17 protein-coding genes are annotated in these 19,585 nt (G+C 72.8%); 9 read left to right on the top strand and 8 right to left on the bottom strand.

What is annotated here, in order from left to right:
- The first annotated feature begins 194 nt into the window (after nucleotides 1–194).
- The 4 genes from Cba03nite_RS15310 (at nucleotide 195) to Cba03nite_RS15295 (ending at nucleotide 5,544) form a co-directional block, all read left to right on the top strand.
- A complete protein-coding gene (locus Cba03nite_RS15310; RefSeq protein ID WP_203746317.1) occupies nucleotides 195–2,174 on the top strand; it encodes an anthranilate synthase family protein in 1,980 nt (659 codons plus the stop codon).
- A 109-nt stretch (nucleotides 2,175–2,283) separates the two neighbouring features.
- Nucleotides 2,284–2,676 carry a hypothetical protein gene (locus Cba03nite_RS15305; protein ID WP_203746316.1) on the top strand — a complete coding sequence of 131 codons (393 nt, stop codon included), beginning with the start codon at nucleotides 2,284–2,286 and terminating at the stop codon, nucleotides 2,674–2,676.
- A 65-nt stretch (nucleotides 2,677–2,741) separates the two neighbouring features.
- Nucleotides 2,742–4,607 (top strand): M91 family zinc metallopeptidase, encoded by a 1,866-nt coding sequence (locus Cba03nite_RS15300; RefSeq protein WP_203746315.1) that lies wholly within the window; start codon nucleotides 2,742–2,744, stop codon nucleotides 4,605–4,607.
- A gap of 124 nt (nucleotides 4,608–4,731) precedes the next feature.
- Nucleotides 4,732–5,544 carry a metal-dependent hydrolase gene (locus Cba03nite_RS15295; protein WP_203746314.1) on the top strand — a complete coding sequence of 271 codons (813 nt, stop codon included), beginning with the start codon at nucleotides 4,732–4,734 and terminating at the stop codon, nucleotides 5,542–5,544.
- Between the two features lies 1 nt (nucleotide 5,545).
- On the opposite strand, the gene Cba03nite_RS15290 is transcribed toward Cba03nite_RS15295, so the two are convergent.
- Nucleotides 5,546–7,204 carry a bifunctional 3'-5' exonuclease/DNA polymerase gene (locus tag Cba03nite_RS15290; protein ID WP_239125781.1) on the bottom strand — a complete coding sequence of 553 codons (1,659 nt, stop codon included), beginning with the start codon at nucleotides 7,202–7,204 and terminating at the stop codon, nucleotides 5,546–5,548.
- Nucleotides 7,205–7,270: 66 nt separating this feature from the next.
- On the opposite strand from Cba03nite_RS15290, the gene Cba03nite_RS15285 reads away from it, so the two are divergent.
- The gene (locus Cba03nite_RS15285; protein ID WP_203746310.1) at nucleotides 7,271–7,921 is read left to right on the top strand and encodes a class I SAM-dependent DNA methyltransferase; all 651 of its coding nucleotides are present in this window, start codon (nucleotides 7,271–7,273) and stop codon (nucleotides 7,919–7,921) included.
- A 115-nt stretch (nucleotides 7,922–8,036) separates the two neighbouring features.
- Here Cba03nite_RS15285 and Cba03nite_RS15280 read toward each other — a convergent pair whose 3' ends face one another.
- The 4 genes from Cba03nite_RS15280 to Cba03nite_RS15265 all read right to left on the bottom strand — a co-directional run bounded on the left by Cba03nite_RS15280 (nucleotide 8,037) and on the right by Cba03nite_RS15265 (nucleotide 12,389).
- Nucleotides 8,037–8,867 (bottom strand): carbohydrate ABC transporter permease, encoded by an 831-nt coding sequence (locus tag Cba03nite_RS15280; RefSeq protein WP_239125753.1) that lies wholly within the window; start codon nucleotides 8,865–8,867, stop codon nucleotides 8,037–8,039.
- Between the two features lie 48 nt (nucleotides 8,868–8,915).
- A complete protein-coding gene (locus Cba03nite_RS15275; RefSeq protein ID WP_203746306.1) occupies nucleotides 8,916–9,821 on the bottom strand; it encodes a carbohydrate ABC transporter permease in 906 nt (301 codons plus the stop codon).
- Between the two features lie 23 nt (nucleotides 9,822–9,844).
- Nucleotides 9,845–11,263 carry an N-acetylglucosamine/diacetylchitobiose ABC transporter substrate-binding protein gene (gene ngcE / locus Cba03nite_RS15270; RefSeq protein ID WP_203746304.1) on the bottom strand — a complete coding sequence of 473 codons (1,419 nt, stop codon included), beginning with the start codon at nucleotides 11,261–11,263 and terminating at the stop codon, nucleotides 9,845–9,847.
- A gap of 205 nt (nucleotides 11,264–11,468) precedes the next feature.
- Entirely contained in the window at nucleotides 11,469–12,389 is a 921-nt protein-coding gene (locus Cba03nite_RS15265) for a MurR/RpiR family transcriptional regulator (protein WP_203746610.1), read from the bottom strand.
- 276 nt (nucleotides 12,390–12,665) lie between these two features.
- On the opposite strand from Cba03nite_RS15265, the gene Cba03nite_RS15260 reads away from it, so the two are divergent.
- The 4 genes from Cba03nite_RS15260 (at nucleotide 12,666) to Cba03nite_RS15245 (ending at nucleotide 17,405) form a co-directional block, all read left to right on the top strand.
- Nucleotides 12,666–13,640: an N-acetylglucosamine kinase gene (locus Cba03nite_RS15260; protein ID WP_203746302.1), complete on the top strand. Its 975-nt coding sequence runs from the start codon at nucleotides 12,666–12,668 to the stop codon at nucleotides 13,638–13,640.
- A gap of 295 nt (nucleotides 13,641–13,935) precedes the next feature.
- A complete protein-coding gene (locus tag Cba03nite_RS15255) occupies nucleotides 13,936–14,256 on the top strand; it encodes a DUF6300 family protein (protein WP_203746301.1) in 321 nt (106 codons plus the stop codon).
- A gap of 41 nt (nucleotides 14,257–14,297) precedes the next feature.
- Nucleotides 14,298–15,530: a GNAT family N-acetyltransferase gene (locus Cba03nite_RS15250; RefSeq protein ID WP_203746299.1), complete on the top strand. Its 1,233-nt coding sequence runs from the start codon at nucleotides 14,298–14,300 to the stop codon at nucleotides 15,528–15,530.
- A 327-nt stretch (nucleotides 15,531–15,857) separates the two neighbouring features.
- Nucleotides 15,858–17,405, top strand: a complete 1,548-nt coding sequence (locus tag Cba03nite_RS15245) for an ATP-dependent DNA ligase (protein ID WP_203746297.1) — start codon at nucleotides 15,858–15,860, stop codon at nucleotides 17,403–17,405.
- Here the strand turns inward: Cba03nite_RS15245 and Cba03nite_RS15240 are convergent.
- From Cba03nite_RS15240 to Cba03nite_RS15230, 3 genes are all read right to left on the bottom strand, one after another.
- Nucleotides 17,386–17,577 carry a PspC domain-containing protein gene (locus tag Cba03nite_RS15240; protein ID WP_203746295.1) on the bottom strand — a complete coding sequence of 64 codons (192 nt, stop codon included), beginning with the start codon at nucleotides 17,575–17,577 and terminating at the stop codon, nucleotides 17,386–17,388. The two genes, Cba03nite_RS15245 and Cba03nite_RS15240, sit on opposite strands and share 20 nt — an antisense overlap.
- A 148-nt stretch (nucleotides 17,578–17,725) precedes the next feature.
- A complete protein-coding gene (locus Cba03nite_RS15235) occupies nucleotides 17,726–18,634 on the bottom strand; it encodes a carbohydrate ABC transporter permease (RefSeq protein WP_203746294.1) in 909 nt (302 codons plus the stop codon).
- Complete coding sequence (locus Cba03nite_RS15230; protein WP_203746293.1) at nucleotides 18,631–19,542, bottom strand: carbohydrate ABC transporter permease; 912 nt, start codon at nucleotides 19,540–19,542, stop codon at nucleotides 18,631–18,633. Before Cba03nite_RS15230 ends, Cba03nite_RS15235 begins: the two co-directional genes overlap by 4 nt.
- Between the last annotated feature and the right edge of the window lie 43 nt (nucleotides 19,543–19,585).

Genomic DNA, 19,585 nt, shown 5'->3' with positions numbered 1-19,585 from the left:
AGGCATATGGACAGTCACGCGTGATCCCGGTACGGTTGCCGCCATGACCTTCACCCGCAGCCAGTGGTGGCGCGCCAGACCGGCGGCCATCGACACGCGCGGGTAGGCATACCCAGACCGCGGCCGCCTCGTCGAGGCGGCTTTTGTTTTACCCGTCGCCCGGCGCTCGGCCCCCCGAACCGGGAGACCCATCGATGAACCTGCTCCACGATCTGCTCGGCGCGCCCGACCCCGGGCCGTTCGCGCTGCTGCGCCGCGAAGGCGCCGAGCACCTCGAGGTGCTGCGCGGCTCGCTGTCCACCGTGGCGCGGCTGGCCGACATCCCGCTGCCCGAGCACGCGCCCGGCGACGAGGCCTCCGCTGATGGCTCGTCCCGGCAGCCCGCCTGGACGGCGGACCGCCGCGGACTCCCCACCAGCGTCCCCCGCACGCTCGCGCTCGTGCCCTACCGCCAGTTCGCCGAGCGGGGGTTCGCATGCGTCGACGACGGCACCCCGCTGGAGTGCCTGACCGTCGAGTCGTATCACCGCATCCCGCTGGACGAGGCGCTGGCCGCCCTGCCGGACACCGTCCCGGACGTGACCGACCTGGGCTTCGACATCGACGACGCGGCCTACCGCGAGCTGGTGGCGGCGGTGCTGCGCGACGAGATCGGCCAGGGCGCGGGCTCGAACTTCGTCATCCACCGCACCGCGCGGGCCCGGACCGACGCCGACCCGCGGCGGCTCGCCGGGGCCGCGCTGCGCCGCCTGATCACCGGCGAGCGCGGCGTGTACTGGACCTTCCTGGTGCACCTGCCCGGCGGGCGGACGCTGGTCGGCGCCTCCCCCGAACGGCACGTCAGCGTCGACGACGGCCTGGTCATGATGAACCCGATCTCCGGCACGCTGCGCCACCGCGACCTCGCCCCCGGCCCCGGGGGGCGGGACACGCTGCTGCGCTTCCTCAGCGACCGCAAGGAGGTCAACGAGCTGTCCATGGTGCTGGACGAGGAGCTGAAGATGATGGCCGTGGTCGCCGACCGCGGCGGCCAGGTCCTGGGCCCCTACCTCAAGCACATGACGCACCTGACCCACACCGAGTACCTGCTGGCCGGGCGCACCGGGCTGGACGTGCGGGAGGTGCTGCGGGAGACCATGTTCGCGCCCACCCTCACCGGCAGCCCGATCGAGAACGCGGCCCGCGTCATCGCCCGCTACGAGCACAGCGGCCGCGCCTACTACGGCGGCGTGCTGGCCCTGCTCGGCCGTGACGCCGACGGCGGCCAGACGCTGGACGCCCCGATCCTGTTCCGCTGCGCCGACATCACGCCCGGCGGCGAGATCGCGGTCAAGGCGGGCGCGACCCTGGTCCGCGACTCCACTCCGGACGGTGAGGTCGCCGAGACCCACGCCAAGGCGGGCGGTGTGCTCACCGCGCTGGGCCTGCGCACCGCGCCGGCCGTGTCGCCCGGTGCGGACATCCGCGACCTGGCGGCCGATCCGGCGGTACGCGTCACGCTGCTTGCCCGCAACGAGCGGCTGTCCCGGTTCTGGCTGACCGAGCGCGAGCCCGAGCCGGTGACCGGCGCGCTGGTCGGCCGCACCGCGCTGATCGTGGACGCTGAGGACACGTTCACCGGCATGCTCGGCCACGTGCTGCGCTCGCTCGGCATGCGGGTCACCGTCCAGCCCACCACCGCGATCGGCCCGCTGAGCGCGTACGACCTCGTGGTGGCCGGGCCTGGTCCCGGCGACCCGGCCGACGAGACCGACCCGCGGGTCGCCGCGCTGGGCGGGGTGGTCGAGGAGCGGCTGTCCCGGCGCGCGCCCCTGCTCGGCGTGTGCCTCGGGCACCAGGTGCTCAGCCGCCGCCTGGGCCTGCGCCTGCACCGGCGGGACGTGCCCTACCAGGGCCTGCCCTGCGACGTCGACCTGTTCGGCGCCACGCACCGCGTCGGCTTCTACTCCACCTTCACCGCCGTCGCGCCGGGCAGGCTGCTGGCCACCGCGTACGGCGACGTCGAGGTGGCCCGGGAGGACGGCACCGGGTTCGTGCACGCGCTGCGCGGGCCGGGCTTCGCGGGGGTGCAGTTCCATCCGGAGTCGGTGCTCACCGAGCACGGCCCGCGGCTGCTCACCGAGCTGGTGGCCGGCATCCTCGCCCCGGCCGAGGCGGGCAGCCCCGTGGCGTGACCGGCCTCCCGGCCGGGCGGGGCAGGAGGTGCCGTGTCCCGGGCGGAGTTATCCACAGACCGGCCGAGGGGCGTTGTGCGGCCCCTCGGCCGGTGCGACGCTCGAGCCCATGACGCTGCTCGCCGGGGAGCCGGCCCGGATGCTGGCCCTCGCGGCGCATCTGGAGACGCTCGGCGCGGACCTCCACCGGGCCGCCCCGCCACCGCCCGGCCGGGTCACCGGCGTCGACGCGCGGGTCGCCGACGCGCACAGCGCGGCCACGCGGTCGGCGGCCGTCGCGATCGGGCGCCTCGCCGATCGCCTGCTCGCCGACGCCGACCTTCTCTACCTGGTCACCGCCCGCTACGACCGCGCCGACGACCAGGCCGCAGCCGCGCTCGGCGCAGGCCGCTCCGCCCAGCCCACAACTTCTGAGTTGTACCCACAACTCAGAAGTTGTGAAGCGCCGGGAGAAGGTTGCCGCCAGGCCGACGCACCCAGCCGACCTTCAGGCTTGCCGTGACTCCGCCGGGCCCGGCCTCTGACGGCAAGAGCGCCTTGCCGCCCGCAGGAACTCCTGGCACGGGCGTGGTGCTGCGGCCCGGAGGAAGCGGTGCCGGGGCGGTGCTGCTGGCCGTGCCGCCGGTGTGGGCGCTACCGGTGCTGGGCGCGCCACTGCGGGCCGCCGCCCAGGAATGGCGGGGGTGCGCGGCAGCCGCCGACGAGACCGGCACCGGACTCGCCGCCGCCTCCGCAGAACGGGCGGGATGGCACGGTGCCGACGCGGACGCCTACGACGCGGGCCGTCTGCTCCTGATGGACCTGGCGGGGACCGCGCGAGCGCTCGCCACGCGGGCCGCGGACACGCTGGAGACGCTGGCCCGGCGGATCGACGGCATCCAGCGGCACCTGGACGAGAGTCTCGCCCGGCTCGCGGCGATGGTGCCGCACCAGGGCGGCCCGGACCGGCCACTGTTCGCCGTGACCGGCCCCGCGCAGGCCCGGCGGGTGCACGCCGCCCTCGCCGAGGCCACCGCACTGCGCGGCGATCTCGAAAGCGCCGGCGAGGACGCCGCCGCGGAGCTTGCCGCGATCACCGCGGCGTGGGAGGCGCTCGCCGAGCGGGGCCGTCCGCTGCCCGCCATGCCCGCTCCCGAGCCGACCGGGGCCGCCGCGGTCGTCACCGGGGCCGGGCTGACGCTGGTGGACACCGGGGCCGGGGACGACGGCGTGCGCGTGACCACGGACCCGGCGGGCGGGACGGTGGTGCGGGTGGGCGCCGCGACCGTGGCTGTGGTCGGCGACGGCAGGCTCGTCCTGCGCACCGGCGCGGGCCGGGACACGGTCGAGGTCGATGCCGCGGTGCGGCTTCCGGTGACCGTGCTGGCCGGAGCCGGGGACGACCGGATCATCGGCGGCGACCTGCTGCACGGCGCGGGCGGCCGCGACGCGCTGCTCGGCCGCGACGGCGACGACCTGCTGCTGGGCGGAGACGATCGCGACTACCTGGACGGCGGCGCGGGCGACGACCACCTCGACGGCGGGGACGGCGACGACACCGCCTACGGGCTGGACGGCGCGGACCTGCTGCGCGGCGGCGACGGCGGCGACCATCTGTCCGGCGGCCGGGGCGGCGACGTGCTGCTCGGCGGCACGGGCGACGACACGCTCACCGGCGGCGCAGGCCGCGACCTGCTCGACGGTGCCGCGGGCACCGACCGCGCCTACCGCGACGCCACCGATCCGGTGGATCCCACCGGTCCCGCGGATCCCGCAGTGTCCGCCGACCCCGCTGGTCCCGCCGTGTCCGGTCGCTCCGGCGACGCCGGCGAGGCGGCCGGTGCGGCCGAGTTCGCGCACCTCGCGCCCGCCACGGTGCCCGGTGGGAGGCTGCTGATCGAGGGCTCGGCCGAGTTCGCGGCGCGGGTGGCGTCCGATCTGGACCTGCTGCGCGCCTCGCCCACCGGGCGGCGGCTGCTCGCCGAGCTGGACGCGGCGCTGGCCGCCGGGGACGGCTGGCTGCCCGGGGACGGGCCGGACTCGGTCACCATCCGCGAGCTGGGCGCGGGCTCCGGCAACGGGTTCGCCGGGACCGACGGCGACGACGACCGGTTCGTGATCGCGTACGAACCCGGCTTCGACTCCCTCGCCGGAGACGCGCCGCCGGTCGTGGTGCTGTTCCACGAGCTGGGGCACGCCTGGGCGCACCTGACCGGCAACGGCGTGCCGGGCGCGTACACCGGCGACGACGTGATGTGGGACGGGCGCTCGTGGGTGCCCGTCCCCGCCGCCGAACGGGCCGTGACCGGGCTGCCCGTGGACGATGACGGAGATCCGACAACGCCCGAGCGGCTCGCCCCGCGGCACCCGTATCCGCTGACCGAGAACGCGCTGCGCGATGAGCTGGGCATTGTCCGGCGCGACCGGTACGGCTCCCCGGCGCGCCCTGAGTGACACGGTGACCACCGTCTGCTATGGAGGTCCGGCCGATTGCATCCAGACACCCTTGTTTGACACAGTGTGCGCGCGTTGATCGCAACGCGGTCACTTGTGGCGGCTAGGGGAGGAACGAAACATCATGATGGGTCCACAGCACGCGCTGTCCGGCGCGGCCACGTGGCTGACGGGGTCCTGGGTGGCGGCCCAGTTCTTCGACTACCCGCAGTCGGCCACCACGATCGCCATCGGCGCCGCGGTGTGCGCGGGCGGTGCGCTGCTGCCCGACCTGGACATGTCCGGCAAGGTCACCAAGGGCCAGGGCGGCTCCACGGTGTCCCGCAGCTTCGGCGTGGCCTCGCTGTTCGTCGCCGAGGTGGTCGAGAAGATCTCGGTCGGCGTCTATACCGCCACCAAGCTGAGCAAGGACCCCGACCGTAACAACGGCCACCGCACGCTGACCCACACGCTGCCGTTCGCGGCGCTGATGGGCTTCGGTGCGACCTGGCTGTGCACCCACTACGGCAAGTGGGCCGTGATGGGCATCCTGTTCTTCATGTTCGGGTTCGCGCTGCGCGGCCTGTTCGACAAGTGGGCCGACCGCGCGGGCTGGGTCATCGTCACGCTGACCTCGGGCGCGGCGGCGTACTTCGCGTACGAGTTCCTGCCCACGATCGAGCGCGGTTACCCGATGATCGGCCTGGCCGTGGGCGTCGGCTGCATCGTGCACCTGATGGGCGACATCGTCACCCGCGCCGGCGTGCCGATCCTGTGGCCGATCCCGACCGGCCGCCGCATGTGGCGCATGATCGGCCTGCCGGACACCTTCGCCATCGAGGCCGGCAGCAAGGTGGAGACCACCGTGCTGCGCACCGCCTTCACCGTCATCTCGGTGCTGGCGGGCGCCGGCCTGCTGGCCCCGGCGCTGCTCAAGCGCTTCGACATCGAGATCTGAGCTACTTCGCGTCGCCGTAGGAGTCCGCGACGGCGACCGTGAGCGGGAAGCGCACGGGCGAGCTGCCGAACAGCAGCTCGCCCGTCGCCTTTCCCCCGGCCTCCAGGGCGGCGACCACCAGCTCCGCCTCGTCGGCGGGGCAGTGCACGATGACCTCGTCGTGCTGGAAGAAGACCAGCTCCGCACGGGTGTCCCAGAGCCGGGCGCGCAGCGTGGCCAGCAGCGAGGCGGCCCACTCGGCGGCGGTGGCCTGGATGACGAAGTTGCGGGTGAACCGGCCCCGCGAGCGGCCCGACGCGCCCTCGTCGGCCCAGGACGACTCCAGCGCCGACGGCGGGCAGGTCCGGCCCAGCCAGGAGCGCACCAGCCCGCCGGTCTCCCCGGCCCGCGCCGCCGCCTCGACGTACGTCCACGCCTTCGGGTAGCTGCCGCGCAGCGCCGCCAGCGCCGGGGCGGCCGCGCCGCCGGTCTGCCCGTACATCGCGCCGAGCAGGGCGAGCTTGGCCTTGGCCCGGTCGCCGCCGAACGACTCGGCGGCCAGCGCCGCGTACAGGTCGCCCGAGCCGGCGGCGCGGGCCAGCCCGGTGTCGCCGGACACGGCGGCCAGGATGCGCGGCTCCAGCTGGCCCGCGTCGGCGACGACCAGCCGCCAGCCGGGCTCGGCCCGCGCCGCGCCGCGCACCGCCTTGGGGATCTGCAGCGCTCCCCCGCCCCGGGTGGCCCAGCGCCCGGACACGACCCCCGCGACCACGTACGCGGGCCGGAAGCGCCCGTCGTGCACCCACTGCTCGCGCCAGCTCCAGCCGTGCGCGGTCCAGATCCGGTACAGCTCCTTGTACTCCAGCAGCACCCCGATCACCGGATGGTCGACGGCGCGCAGCGTCCAGGAGCGCGTGTTCGGCACCTCGATCCCGGCCCGCCGCAGCGCCCGGCGCAGCTCGGCGGGCGAGTCCGGGTGCAGGCCGGGCGCGTCGAGCAGCTCGGCGATGCGGCCGGACAGCTCGGCGAGCCTGCGCGGCGGGCCGCCCACCGGCGACGGCTCGCCGAGCAGGCCGACCAGGATCTCGTCGTGGGTGCGGGCCTGCCAGGGCAGCCCCGTGTGCCCCATCTCGGCGGCGACCAGCGCGCTGGCCGACTCGGCGGCGACCAGCAGCCGCATCCGCTGCGGGTGCTCGGTCGCCGCGATCCGGGCGAGCTGGTCGCGGTACACGGTGCCGAGCACGTCCAGCGGTGCGGCGCCGCCGGGCGCCTCGGCCGGGGCGGGCGTGTCGTCGAACAGGGTGCCCTGCCGGTCACCGGGCGGGCGGCCGGGACGGGCGGCGTGGTCGGCGGGCACGGGCGCGCCGACCAGCCGGGCGTACGCGGCGGCGGCCGAGCGCGGCTCGCCGTAGCGGCCGGCGTACCCGAGCAGCAGCGCCTCGGCCAGCTCGACGTCGTGGCAGCGGCGCACCCGCACGCCGCGCTCCAGCAGCGGCGGGTAGACCTGCTCGGTGCACCCCCACAGCCAGCGCGGCCCGGCGGCGTCCCGCGCGGCGACGGCGGCGGCGAGATCGGCCACGGGCTCGTCCGGCCCCGCCTGCGCGCCCGCGGCGTCCAGCGGGCGCAGCACCCCGCCGCCGCTGCCGTCCGCCACCACCGCGATCACCGTCACGCCGACCATTGTGCTGCTGGGGGCGGACATGCCGATTCACCTCCGGCCTCCCGCGATTACGGCTATAAGGGACTTATGACCGAGACGGGGCCGGTCTTCGACCGGATCGGCGCGACCTACAGCGAGGCGTTCGCGGACCGGCCGGGGCAGCTCGCCGCCGGCCGCTGGCTGATGGACCGGCTGGCCGGCCGGGACAAGCCGCTGGTCCTCGACGTCGGCTGCGGCTCCGGCGAGCCCACCGCACGCCAGCTCATCGACGGCGGCATGCACGTGGTCGGCATCGACACCTCGCCCGTGATGCTGGAGCTGGCCCGGCACACCGTGCCCGAGGCGATCTTCGTCGAGCGCGACCTGTTCGACCTGGACGGCCTGCACCCGACCCAGCAGCGTTTCGACGGCGTGGTCGCCTTCTTCTCGCTGCTGCTGCTCCCCCGCCCCGACGTGGAGAAGGCCCTCGACGACATCCACCACGTGCTGGCCCACGACGGCGTCTTCGCCCTGGGCATGGTCGAGGGCGACACCGACCACCTGATGCGCGACTTCCTCGGCACCCCGGTCCCCCTGACCTCATACCCCCGCGAGGACCTGCGCCACCTCCTCAACCGCCACGGCTTCATCGTCGAGGAACTCCGCGCCGACTACTGGGAACCCGCCCCGATCCCCACCGTCCCCACCACCCCCCAAACCCACCTCTACGCCTACTGCACCGCCGCCCGCCCCGACTAAAACGCGACGATCTTGCGTGAACTGCGGGTACGACACGCCCCTTTCGGGCATATCCCTAACAGTTCGCGCAAGATCGTCGCGATCTTGACAGGTGCCGCGTGGGCGCGGGGTGGAGCTACTTGACGGCGCCGGCGGTGAGGCCGGACTGGATCTGGCGCTGGAAGATGGTGTAGACGATGATCATCGGGATGATGGCGATCGACAGGGCCGCGAAGAGGGCCGGCCAGTCGGCCTGGTAGCCGGCCGCGGTGGAGATGCTGGCGATGCCCTGGGTGAGCAGCCACTTCTCCTGGCCCTCGGCGCCGCCGGGCAGCAGCGAGACCGGCAGCACGTACTGGTTCCACTGGCCGATGATGTTGAAGATGGTGATGCTGATCAGGCCGGGCTTGGCCATCGGCATCATCACCGTGAAGAACAGGCGGGTGTGCGACGCGCCGTCGATCATCGCCGCCTCGGCCACCGCGTTGGGCAGCGTCTTGAAGAACGCGGCCAGGAAGAACACGGTGAACGGCAGCGAGTACGCGATGTACACCAGGATCAGGCCGGTGTGCGTGCCCAGCAGGCCCAGCTCCTGCACCACGATGTAGAGCGGGGTGAGCGCCAGGTACACCGGGAAGGCCAGGCCGGCCACGAACAGGAAGTAGATGACCCGGTTGCCGATGAAGTCGTACCGGGCCAGCACGTACGCGGCCATCGCGCCGAGCACCATCGTGCCCAGCGTCGAGAAGAACACCACGACCAGGCTGTTGATGAAGTACTGGCCGACGTTGGCCTCGGTCCAAGCGCGCCCGAACGAGCCGAAGTCCCACTCGCTCGGCAGCGCGAACGGGTTGCCGATGAAGATCTCGGTGTTGTTCTTGAACGCGGCCAGGAACGTGAAGATCAGCGGGTAGATGATCAGGATGGCCCACACGGCCAGGGCGACGTGGGACAGCTTGTTCAGCACACCGAAGCTGCGCCGATTCTCAGACTTGGTAACCACGACAGACCCCGCTCAGTGCTCGACCGCGTCGCGCTTGCCGCCCCGCAGGGACAGCACCGCGAAGATGATGGTGAAGACGGCCAGCGCCACGCCCAGGGCCGACGCGTAGCCGTAGTCCGACTCCCGGATGCCCGACTTGTAGATCTGGACCGGCAGCACGGTGGTGGCCCCGTCCGGGCCGCCCTCGTCGATCGAGAGCACCATGACCAGCGCGAACGCGTCCATGGCGAGGATGCCGAGGTACACCCAGGCGACCTTCACGGTCTCCATCAGCAGCGGGATGGTGACCCGGAAGAAGATGGTGATCCGGTTGGCACCGTCCATGACGGCCGCCTCGTAGATCTCCGCCGGGATGCTGGACATGCCGGCGGCGAACAGCACGACGTAGAAGCCGACCGCCTGCCACACCAGCACGCCGAGGATGGACCACAGGCCCCAGTCGGCCATCCACTGCACCGCGTCCACCCCGAACAGTTCGAGGAAGCGGTTGAGGATGCCGCTGCCGTCCGGGGCGTACACCCGGCCGAAGATGACGCCGACGATGACCACGGCCAGGACCTGGGGGAGGAAGAACACCACCCGGTAGAACTTCGACCCCCAGACCCCGGTCATGGTGCCGCCGCGGGTGCCCCCGCCCATGTTCAACAGGAACGCGAAGAACAGGGCGAGGGCGATCGTGATCACCGGCAAGGTGACCAGCAGGAAGACGTGGTGCTTCGCCGCCAGCCAGACCTTGTCGTCGTCGATGAGCTTCTGGAAGTTCTCCAGCCCGACGAAATCGAAATTCGGGGACAGGCCGCTCCAGTTCGTCATGGACACCTGGACCGCCGCGGCGATCGGGCGCAGGACGAACATCGCGTACAACGCGAGTGGTGCGATCAGGAACCCGATGACGAACGGGTACTTACCTTGCCGCATGATCACTTAACTCCGCTCGAGGGTTAGCGGGAGAACTTCTTCTCGGTCTTGTCGGCGGCGGCCTGCATCCGGGTGCAGAACTCGTCCGCGGTGCCGCCCTGGAACATCAGCTTGTTCGTGGCGGCGCGGCACTCGTCGTCCAGGTTCTTGTACCAGGCGTCCCAGCGGAAGCTGAAGTTCGCCGGGCCGGCCGCGGTGAGGGCCGCGCTGGACGAGGCCAGGCCGGGGGACATCTCCAGGCCCTCGGTCGAGCCCTGCACGACGGTGAGCACCTTGGTGAGCTCGGTGAAGCCCTTGGCGCCCGCCTTCGACAGCATGTGGCGCAGGTACTCCTTGCCACCCTGGACGTTCTTGCCCTTGCTGGCGACGAAGTACATCTCGCCCGCGGCCGCGTACAGCGCGGTCGCCGGGAGCTTGTCCGACGCGGTCGCGCCCGGGATCGGCATGACCTGGTAGTTGAAGCCGGCCGGGGTGTCCTTGGCCTGCTCGTTCTCCAGCCAGGAGCCCGACGGGTAGAAGCCCACCTTGCCCTGGTTCTGCTGCAGCTGCACCTCGGTGTGCTTGAGGCCCAGGTGCGCCTTGTTGCCGTACTTGGCGCCGATCTCGCCCCACAGGGTGGCGGCCTGCTTGACGGCGTCGTTCGTCCAGGCGCCCTTCTCCAGGTTGTCGATCGCCTTGAGGACGTCCGGGCCGCCGATCTTCGCGGCCGTGGTCAGGATGACCAGGTACTGGTAGTAGGCCGCGTTGGCGCCCGCGTACGAGTACGGGGTGATGCCCTTGGCCTTCATCTTGTCCAGCAGCGCGGTGAAGTCCGCCCAGGTGGTCGGCGCGGTCCAGCCGTTCTCCTGGAACAGCTTGCCCGAGTACCACAGGCCGAACACGGTGTACGCGTAGTTCAGCACGTACGGCTTGCCGTTGAACGTGCCCTGCTCGACGGTGCCCGGGACGAGGGTCTCGGCCACGGTCTTGCCCGCGATGTCGAGCGACGGCGCGGCGAACAGGTCGGACAGGTCGGCCACCTGGCCGGCCTCGACGAGCTTGCCCTGGTCCATCAGCTTCGAGCCGGCGTTGTTGACCATGTCCGGCGGGGTGTTGCTGGCGAACCGCGGCTGCAGCGTGGTCGAGATCTCCTGCGCCGAGGAGAAGTTCACCTTGGACTCGGGGAACTTCTTCTCGTACGACGGCTTGTGCACGTCGGTGGCGTACTTGGTGCCCAGACCGCCATCGAAGATCACAATCTCGACCGGGGCCTTGGTGTCGACACCCAGGGGGTTCTCGGCGGTGACCTGGCCGGTGGCCTGGGAGGTGGGCTCGTCGCTGCCGCCGCCGACGCAGGCGGAGAGCAGACCGGCGGCGGGGGTGGCGAGCAGGCCGACCGCCGCGGTCCGGCGCAGCACGCTGCGACGGCTCAGGGCCGACGGGCTGTCGGTGTGATTGGACATCATTGTCTCCTCATTTTCGGGTCGCGGTGATCGTGACTCGAGTAAGTGGTGAGGCGGTGCATGTGGCGGTCGCGGTTACCCGCGGCGGACCCGGCCGCACCGGGGTTCAGTGCGGCACCACACCGGGCTCCGTTGCTCGGTGTGGTGTCGGCCCAGTGCTCGATCGCGTCGAGCACGGTCGGGGGCAGCACGGCGGCGGGGGCGGTCACGACTCGCCCTCCCGGCCCTGGCCGTTGCTGAAACGGTGCGCGTCCACCGCACGGGCGGTGCGCTGGAACGCGGTGTGGGAACGGTCGTGGGTGCGCTGGGCGACCGCGATGTAGAGCAGGTCCAGCACCACCAGCTGGGGGTGGCGCGCCGACAGCGCGTCGGGCCGGAACGAGGTGGCCTGGCTCGCGGTGAGCAGCACGATGTCGGCCAGCTCGGCCAGCGGCGAGCGCGGGAAGCCGGTGAGCGCGATGGTGACCGCGCCGTGCGAGCCGGCCTCGGCCAGCATCTCCACGGTCTCCCGGGTCTGCCCGGTGTGCGAGATGCCCAGCGCCACGTCCCCGGCGCGCAGCAGGGCGGCGCTGGCCAGGCCGTTGTGCACGTCCGGCCAGGTCCACGCGGCGATGCCGATGCGGTGCAGGGAGAACTGCATCTCGGCGCCGACCAGGGCGGAGCCGGACGCGCCGTAGATGTCCACCCGGTTGGCCGCGGCGATCGCGGCGGCCGCCCGCTCGACCTCGGCGAGGTCCAGCATCGCGGCGGTGTCCCGCATCGCCTGGGTGTCGGCCGCCATTATCTGGCCGAGTACGCGCTCCAGCGGGTCGCCCGGCTCGATGGCCCGGCCGATGTCCTCGGCCCAGCCCGCCGAGCGCGCCGCCCGGCCGGTCTCCCCGGCGATGGCCAGCCGCAGGTCGGCGTAGCCCTCGAAGCCCAGGGCGCGGCAGAAGCGGGTGATGGTGGCCGGCGAGGTGCCCGAGCGCTCGGCCAGCTCGACGATGGTGGCGCGGGCGGCGCCGGCCGGATCGGTGAGCACCTGCTCGGCGACGCGCTGCAGGGCGCCGGTGAACTCGGGCAGCTGGGCGCGCACCCGGACCAGCACGCTGTCGGGACGGTCCAGGCCGAGCCGGGCGTGCGGGATCTCGGCGGCGGCGGTCTGCGCCGCCGCGCCTGGTTCCACGCGCTCCACCACTGGTTTCTCCTACTGACCGGGTCCCGAACAGTTAACCGAAAGGAAGTTAACTGTTAGTGGTAAAAGTTCTTACTAGAGGCACCCCTTTGTCAAGTCCGTGGGCATAGTTTTTAAACCGTTACCTCGCGATGCTGCCGCGCACTTGCTCCCGGCGGCCAGTTTGGGGAGCATGAATGCCGCTTAGGCCACACCAGCGCTGACCGTTTGGGGGAGGAACGAGCTGATATGCCGGACAAGCTGGTGCTGGGGCTCGACATCGGCGGCACGAGCACCCGGGCCGTGCTGGCCTCCCCCGACGGGCACCGGCTCGGCACCGGCCGGGCCGGCGGCGGCAACCCCACCACCCACGGCGACGCCGCCCTGACCGAGCTGACCACCGCCGTCCGCGCCGCGCTCGCCGGCCACGACCCGGCCGACGTCGGCGCCGCCGTGCTCGGCATGGCCGGCTACCCGAAACTCCTCGCCGACGCCGTCCTGCGGGACGCGTTCGAGGCGGCCTGGGCGGGCACCGGGCTGCGCTGCGAGCCCCACCTGGTCAGCGACGTGCTGGTGGCGTACGCGGCGGGCACCCCCGACCCCGACGGCACGGTCGTCGTCGCGGGCACCGGGGCGATCGCCGCCCGCGTCCGGGGCCACCGGCTGGACCACGTCGCCGACGGCCACGGCTGGCTGCTCGGCGACCTCGGCTCCGGGTACTGGCTGGGCCGCGAGGCGGTCCGCGCCGCCCTGCGCGACCTCGACCGGGAACGCCCGCCCGGCACCCTCGCCGCGGGCGTGCTCACCGAGCTGCTCGGCACCGCCGAGCTGTCCCCGCGCCGCCGGGACACCGCCGCCGCCCTCGTCCAGGCGGTCGTCAAGGCACCGCCCATCGCGCTCGCCCGGCTCGCTCCCCTGGTCCTGAGCTGCTACGACGCCGCCGATCCCGCCGCCGTGGACCTGGTCCGGCGCGCCGCGGCCCACCTCGCCGACACCGTCGCCATGGTCCGCGCCCCCGGAGAGACCACGGTCCTGGTACGCGGCGGCGGCCTGCTCACCAACGACACCCCCCTCGCCGCCGAACTCACCGCCATCCTCACCGCGAGCTGGCCCGGCGCGGCCCCCCGCCCCGCCGGCGACGCCGCAGCAGCCGCCGCCTGGCTCGCCGCCCTCCCCACCACTGCCGCCCCGGCCACCCTCCACACCCACCTCCTCACCCCCTGACCCCACCGACCGCGCCCACCGGCCCCGCCCGCGCCGCACCCGCCCGCGCCGCACCCGCCCGCGCCGCGCCCCGCCCCGCCCGCCCCGCCGGGCCGCGCCCCGCCGGCCAAGATCCGTCGACTTGCCTGGCACCTGGGCGTATCTTGGGGACGCATTCGCCCAGGTGCCAGGCAAGTCGGCCGATCTTGGGCCGCCCGGCCGGAGCGGGCGACACGCGGGGCTCGCGGAGTCGCGCGGGACGCGCCCGGTAACCTGCTCCGGTGCAGGTCTGTCAGTCGATGAGAGAACCGGCGCGATGACGGACGTGAAGGTCGTCGCCGCGGCCGGCACCCGCTGCGGCACCTGCGCCGAAACGCTCTACCTCACCGCGCAGGTCCCCCAGCCCAGGTCCAGCCGCACCCGCACGGTCGGCCTGTGCCCGCAGTGCGACGCCGGGCGCCCCGAGACCCAGGGCCTGCTGGCGTACTTCGCCGAGCACCAGCGCGTGCGCCCCGAGGACCTGCACCAGGTGCACGAACTCGTCGGCCGCTGGCTGGAGGCGCTCACCGAACGCGCCGACCGCGACGGCTCGCTGGCCGCCGACGTCGAGGCATGGTGGGCCGCGCGGGCAGGCTGAATCCGGTTGCCGCGCCCGCCCCGGCGGGTTATGAAGCTCGTATGGTGACCTTCCGCGCCGCCACCGCGGCCGACTTCGACGACGTCAACCGGCTCATCCAGCGCTCGTTCCTCAACGACGACGGCGGCCGGGAGTGGGACGAGGAACGCGCCCTGTTCGAGCCCGAACGGGCCGTGCTCGCCGTCGACGGCGACCGCGTCGTGGGCCACGTCGGCACGTACACCCGCGAGCTGAGCGTGCCCGGCGGCGTGCTGCCGGCCGGTTTCGTCACCGCCGTCGCCGTCGCGGGCACCCACCGCCGCCGCGGCCTCGCGTCCACCATGCTCACCCGCCAGCTCACCGACATCCGGGAGCGGGGCGAGGCGCTCGCCGTGCTGTGGGCGAGCGAGGGCGGCATCTACGGCCGCTACGGCTACGGCATGGCCAGCCGGCGGCTCAGCTTCGAGATCGACCGCCGCGAGGCGCGCCTGGACGGCGCCAAGTTCGACAAGGCCCGCCTCGACGGCCTGTCCCTGCTCGCCGGACCGGCCGCGGACTTCCGGTCCGAGATCGGCATCGTGTACGAGCAGCAGCGCCCGCTCCGGCCCGGCTTCGCCTCCCGCGACGCGCGCTGGTGGGACTACCGGCTCGCCGACCAGGCGTGGCATCGCGGCGGCGCCGGGCCGATCCAGGCCGTGCTGTGCCGCGACGGCGACACCGTGCTCGGCTACGCCCTCTACCGGTTCCGCTCGCAGTGGAACGACAGCGGCCCCAACGGCCAGGTCAGCGTCATGGAGACGGTCGCGGTCACCCCCGCGGCGTACACGGCCCTGTGGGAGTTCCTGCTCAACGTGGACCTCACCCGCACCGTCGGCCTGTGGCTCGGCGCCGTGGACGAGCCCCTGCAGTACCTGACCAACGACCCCCGCCGCCTCGGCATGCGCCTCGGCGACGGCCTCTGGGTCCGCCTCGTCGACATCCCCGCCGCCCTCTCCGCCCGCCGCTACCCCGTCGACGTCGACGTGGTCCTGGAGATCACCGACGACCTCCTCCCCGACAGCGGCGGCGTCTTCCGCCTGCGCGGCAACCCCGACACCGCCACCTGCGAGCCCACCACCGACACCCCCCACCTGCGCCTCGACACCGCCACCCTGAGCGCCCTCTACCTGGGCGGCAACACCCTGGGCGCCCTGTCCGCCGCCGGCCGCGTCGAAGAACTCCACCCCGGCGCCCTCACCACCACCGACCCCGCCCTCTCCTGGCCCCGCGCCCCCCACGGCCTAGAAATCTTCTAACCCCACCCCCACCCCCACCCCCACCCCTCTCCCGCGCCCCGCCCCCGGCCCCGCCCCTCTCCCGCGCCGATCTTGCGTGAACTGTGGGTACGACACGCCCTTTCCGGGCATATCCCTAACACCTCGTGCAAGATCGTCGCGATCATGGGGCGGACCGGCCCGGCCGGCCGGGCGACAGGCGCCAAGATCGCCAGTTCGTGTCGCGATGTGGGGTAGGACCACAGGTTTCGACACGAACTCGCGATCTTGGGGCTGGGTGGGGAGGCGGTAGGGGTGGGTGGGGTGCAATCGGGGTGGGGTGTCGGGGTGGGCTGCCAGGATGGGGGCATGCTGTTCGCCGGGATCGCCGCCACCTCGGCCGCCGTGGCGGCCACGTCGGGCCGCAAGGCCAAGATCGAGCTGCTCGCCGCCGCGCTGCGCGAGCTGGCCGCGGGCGGCGATCCGGTGGAGATCGCGGCGGGCGCCGCATACCTGAGCGGTGAGCTGCGCCAGCGCCAGATCGGCGTGGGGTACGCGGCCCTGCGCGACCTGCCCCCACCGGCCGACGTGGCCACCCTCGACATCCGGGCCGTCGACGCCGCGCTGGAGTCGATGGGACTGATCAGCGGCCAGGGCTCGGTGGCCCGGCGGCGGGACGCGGTCGGGGCGCTCTACGGCGCGGCCACCCTGCCCGAGCAGCGGCTGCTCACCGGCCTGATCGGCGGTGAGCTGCGCCAGGGCGCCCAGGCGGGCCTGCTGGCGGACGCGATCGCGCTGGCCGCGACGGTCCCGGCGGGGGTGGTGCGCCGTGCCCTGCTCCTGTCCGGCGACCTGAAGTCGGTCGCGGTGACCGCGCTGACCGAGGGCGAGCCGGGGCTGGCCGCGCTGCGGCTGTCGGTCGGCACGGGCCTGGCGCCGATGCTGGCGCAGTCCGCTCCGGACCCGGAGCAGGCGCTGGAGGTGACGGGAGTGCCCGCGGCGGTGGACGCCAAGCTCGACGGGATCCGCATCCAGGCCCACCGCGACGGCGACGAGGTACGCGTGTTCAGCCGCAGCCTGGACGACCTGACCGCGCGGGTGCCGGAGATCGTGACGGCGCTGCGCGCGCTGCCGGTGCGCTCGATCGTGCTGGACGGGGAGGCGCTCGCGGTGGACGAATCGGGGCGGCCGCGGCCGTTCCAGGAGACCTCGGGGCGGGCCGCGCAGCGCGCGTCGGGCCTGCTCACGCCGTACTTCTTCGATCTGCTGCACCTGGACGGGGCGGACTGGATCGACGAGCCGGGCACGGCGCGCTGGGCGGCGCTGGACGACGTGATCCCGCAGCACATGCGGGTGGCCCGCACCCTGGCGGACACGCCGGAGGAGGCCCGGCGGGCGTTCGGGGCGGCGCTGGCCGCCGGGCACGAGGGCGTGGTGGTGAAGGCGGCGCGCGCGGCGTACGAGGTGGGCCGCCGCGGCGCGGCCTGGGTGAAGGTGAAGCCGCGGCACACGCTGGACCTGGTGATCCTGGGCGCGGAGTGGGGCAACGGGCGGCGCCGCGGCTGGCTGTCGAACCTGCACCTGGGCGCCCGGGACGCCGACGGCGGCTTCGTCATGCTGGGCAAGACGTTCAAGGGGCTGACCGACGCGATGCTGCGCTGGCAGACCGAGCGGCTGCTGCAGCTGGCGGTGGAGCGCGACGACTTCTGGGTGCGGGTGCGGCCCGAGCTGGTGGTGGAGATCGCGTTCGACGGGGTGCAGCGCAGCACCCGCTACCCGGGCGGGGTGACGCTGCGCTTCGCGCGGGTGCTGGGCTACCGGGAGGACAAGAGTGCCGCCGAGGCGGACACGCTGGACGCGGTCCGGGCCCTCGGCGGCGCCGTGGAGAGTGATCCGGTCACTGCTCCGGAATCATGATCCAGAGAACGATGTAGATGATGAACTGCGGACCCGGCAGCAGGCACGACAGCAGGAACAGCAGCCGTACCAGCCAGGCCGGGAGGCCGAAGCGCTCGCCGAGACCGGCGCACACGCCGGCGATCCAGCGTCCGTGGCGCGGCCGGTAGAGCCGCCGACCTGATGAGGCCATCTCCTCGTCAACTCCTCGAAGACCGTTGCGGCGTGTGTTCGCCGCGGCTGTCTTCGACGGTACGAAACGGGATCATCCCCGCCCTCGGTCGCAAGGCGGATCCCGGCGCCGGGACGCCCGTACGGGCGTCCCCTATGGCGCGGATGTGCTACTTCATCTGCCCGGCGGTCAGACCGGCCTGGACCTGGCGCTGGAACACCGTGTACACCACCAGCACCGGCAGCATGGCCAGGGTGAGCCCGGCGAACAGCCGCGAGTAGTCGCCGCGGTAGCCCTCGCTGATGGCGAGGCTGGCCAGGCCCTGGGCGAGCACCTGCTTCTCGTCGGAGGTGATCAGCACGACGGGCAGCAGGTACTGGTTCCAGTGGAACAGGAAGTTGAAGATGCCGACGCTGATCAGGCCGGGTTTGGCCATCGGCAGCATGACCCGGAAGAAGGTCCGGAACGGCCCGCACCCGTCGATGTAGGCGGCCTCGGCGACCGCGTCGGGCAGGGTACGGAAGAACGCGGTGAGGAAGAACACCGTGAACGGCAGCGAGTACGCCGCGTAGATCAGCATCAGCCCCGGCAGGCTGTCCCGCAGCCCCACCCCGCCGACGATCTTGAACAGCGGCACGAACGCCAGCACGACGGGGAACATCATGCCGCCGACGAACACGAAGTACACCAGCCGGCTGCCCACGAACCGGTAGCGCGCCAGCGCGTACGCGGCGGTCGCGCCGAGCAGCATGGTCAGCGTCAGCGAGCCGAGCAGCACGATGGTCGTGTTGACGAAGTACTGCCCGATGTGCGCGTGGGTCCAGGCGCGGGCGAAGTTCTCGAAGCGCAGCGCCCCCGGCAGGCCCCACGGGTCGTTGAGGATCTCGTTGTCGTCCTTGAACGAGCTGACGATCACCCACAGCAGCGGCACGGCGGTGAGCAGGCCCCAGAGCAGCAGGAACGCGTGCGAGAACACGTTGAGCGTGCCGTCGAACAGCCGCCGCCCGCTGAGCCCGGGCTTCTCCTCCGGCGGGGTCACCTTGTGCACTTCCCGCGGCGGGGTCACTACGGCGGTCATGAGTGCTCGATCCTCTCGCGGCGGGTCAGGCGCAGGGACAGGACGGTGACCGACAGCGTCACGAAGAACATCACCACGCCGATGGCCGAGGCGTAGCCCCACTTGTAGTCGCCGAACGCCTCGGTGTAGAGCCGCAGGCCGACCACGTCGGTGCTGAAGTTCGGCCCGCCCCGGGTCATCACGTGGATCAGCGCGAAGCCGTCGAGGGCGATGATGGCCAGGTACACCCAGGCGACCTGGATGGTGTCCCACAGCAGCGGCACGGTGATCTTCACCAGCGTGGTGGTGCGGCTGGCCCCGTCCAGGGCGGCGGCCTCGTAGATGTCGCGCGGCACCGACTGCATCGCGGCGCCGAACAGCACCACGTAGAAGCCGACGTTGGCCCAGATCATCACGGCGAGCACGGCCCAGAAGGCGTACTTCGGGTCGCCGAGCCACACCTGGGCCAGGCCGTCCAGGCCCACCGCCCGCAGCGCGCCGTTGAGCAGGCCGCCGCGCGGGTTGTAGACCTCCATCCAGAGCACGCCGACGATGGAGACGGACAGCATCTGCGGCGCGAAGTAGATGATCTTGTAGATGCTCGACCCGCGCACGCCGGTCACCGCGCCGCGCCCGCCCCGGCCGCCCACGTTGAGCATGGTGGCCAGGAAGAGCCCCAGCACGATGGTCAGCAGCGGCAGCAGCACCAGCAGCCACAGGTTGTTGAGCAGCGCGTTCCAGACGTACTCGTCCTTGAACAGGCGCTTGAAGTTGTCGAGCCCCACGAAGTCGTACTTCGACGACAGGCCCTGCCAGTTCGTCGTCGCGATCAGGAAGGACTGCGCGTACGGGGAGAGCACGAAGTAGCCGTACAGCGCCAGCGGCGGCAGCAGGAACGCTGCCAGCAGCGGATACTTCCCGTGTCTCACGTCGGTCCCTCCCCTTCGGGTTGCTCGTGGAGCGGCGCCCGCC

The organism is Catellatospora bangladeshensis, assembly GCF_016862575.1.
GTDB classification, from domain to species: Bacteria; Actinomycetota; Actinomycetes; order Mycobacteriales; family Micromonosporaceae; genus Catellatospora; species Catellatospora bangladeshensis.
Note: the sequence above shows the minus strand (reverse complement) of the source record. Positions and strands in the feature narration are given on the sequence as shown.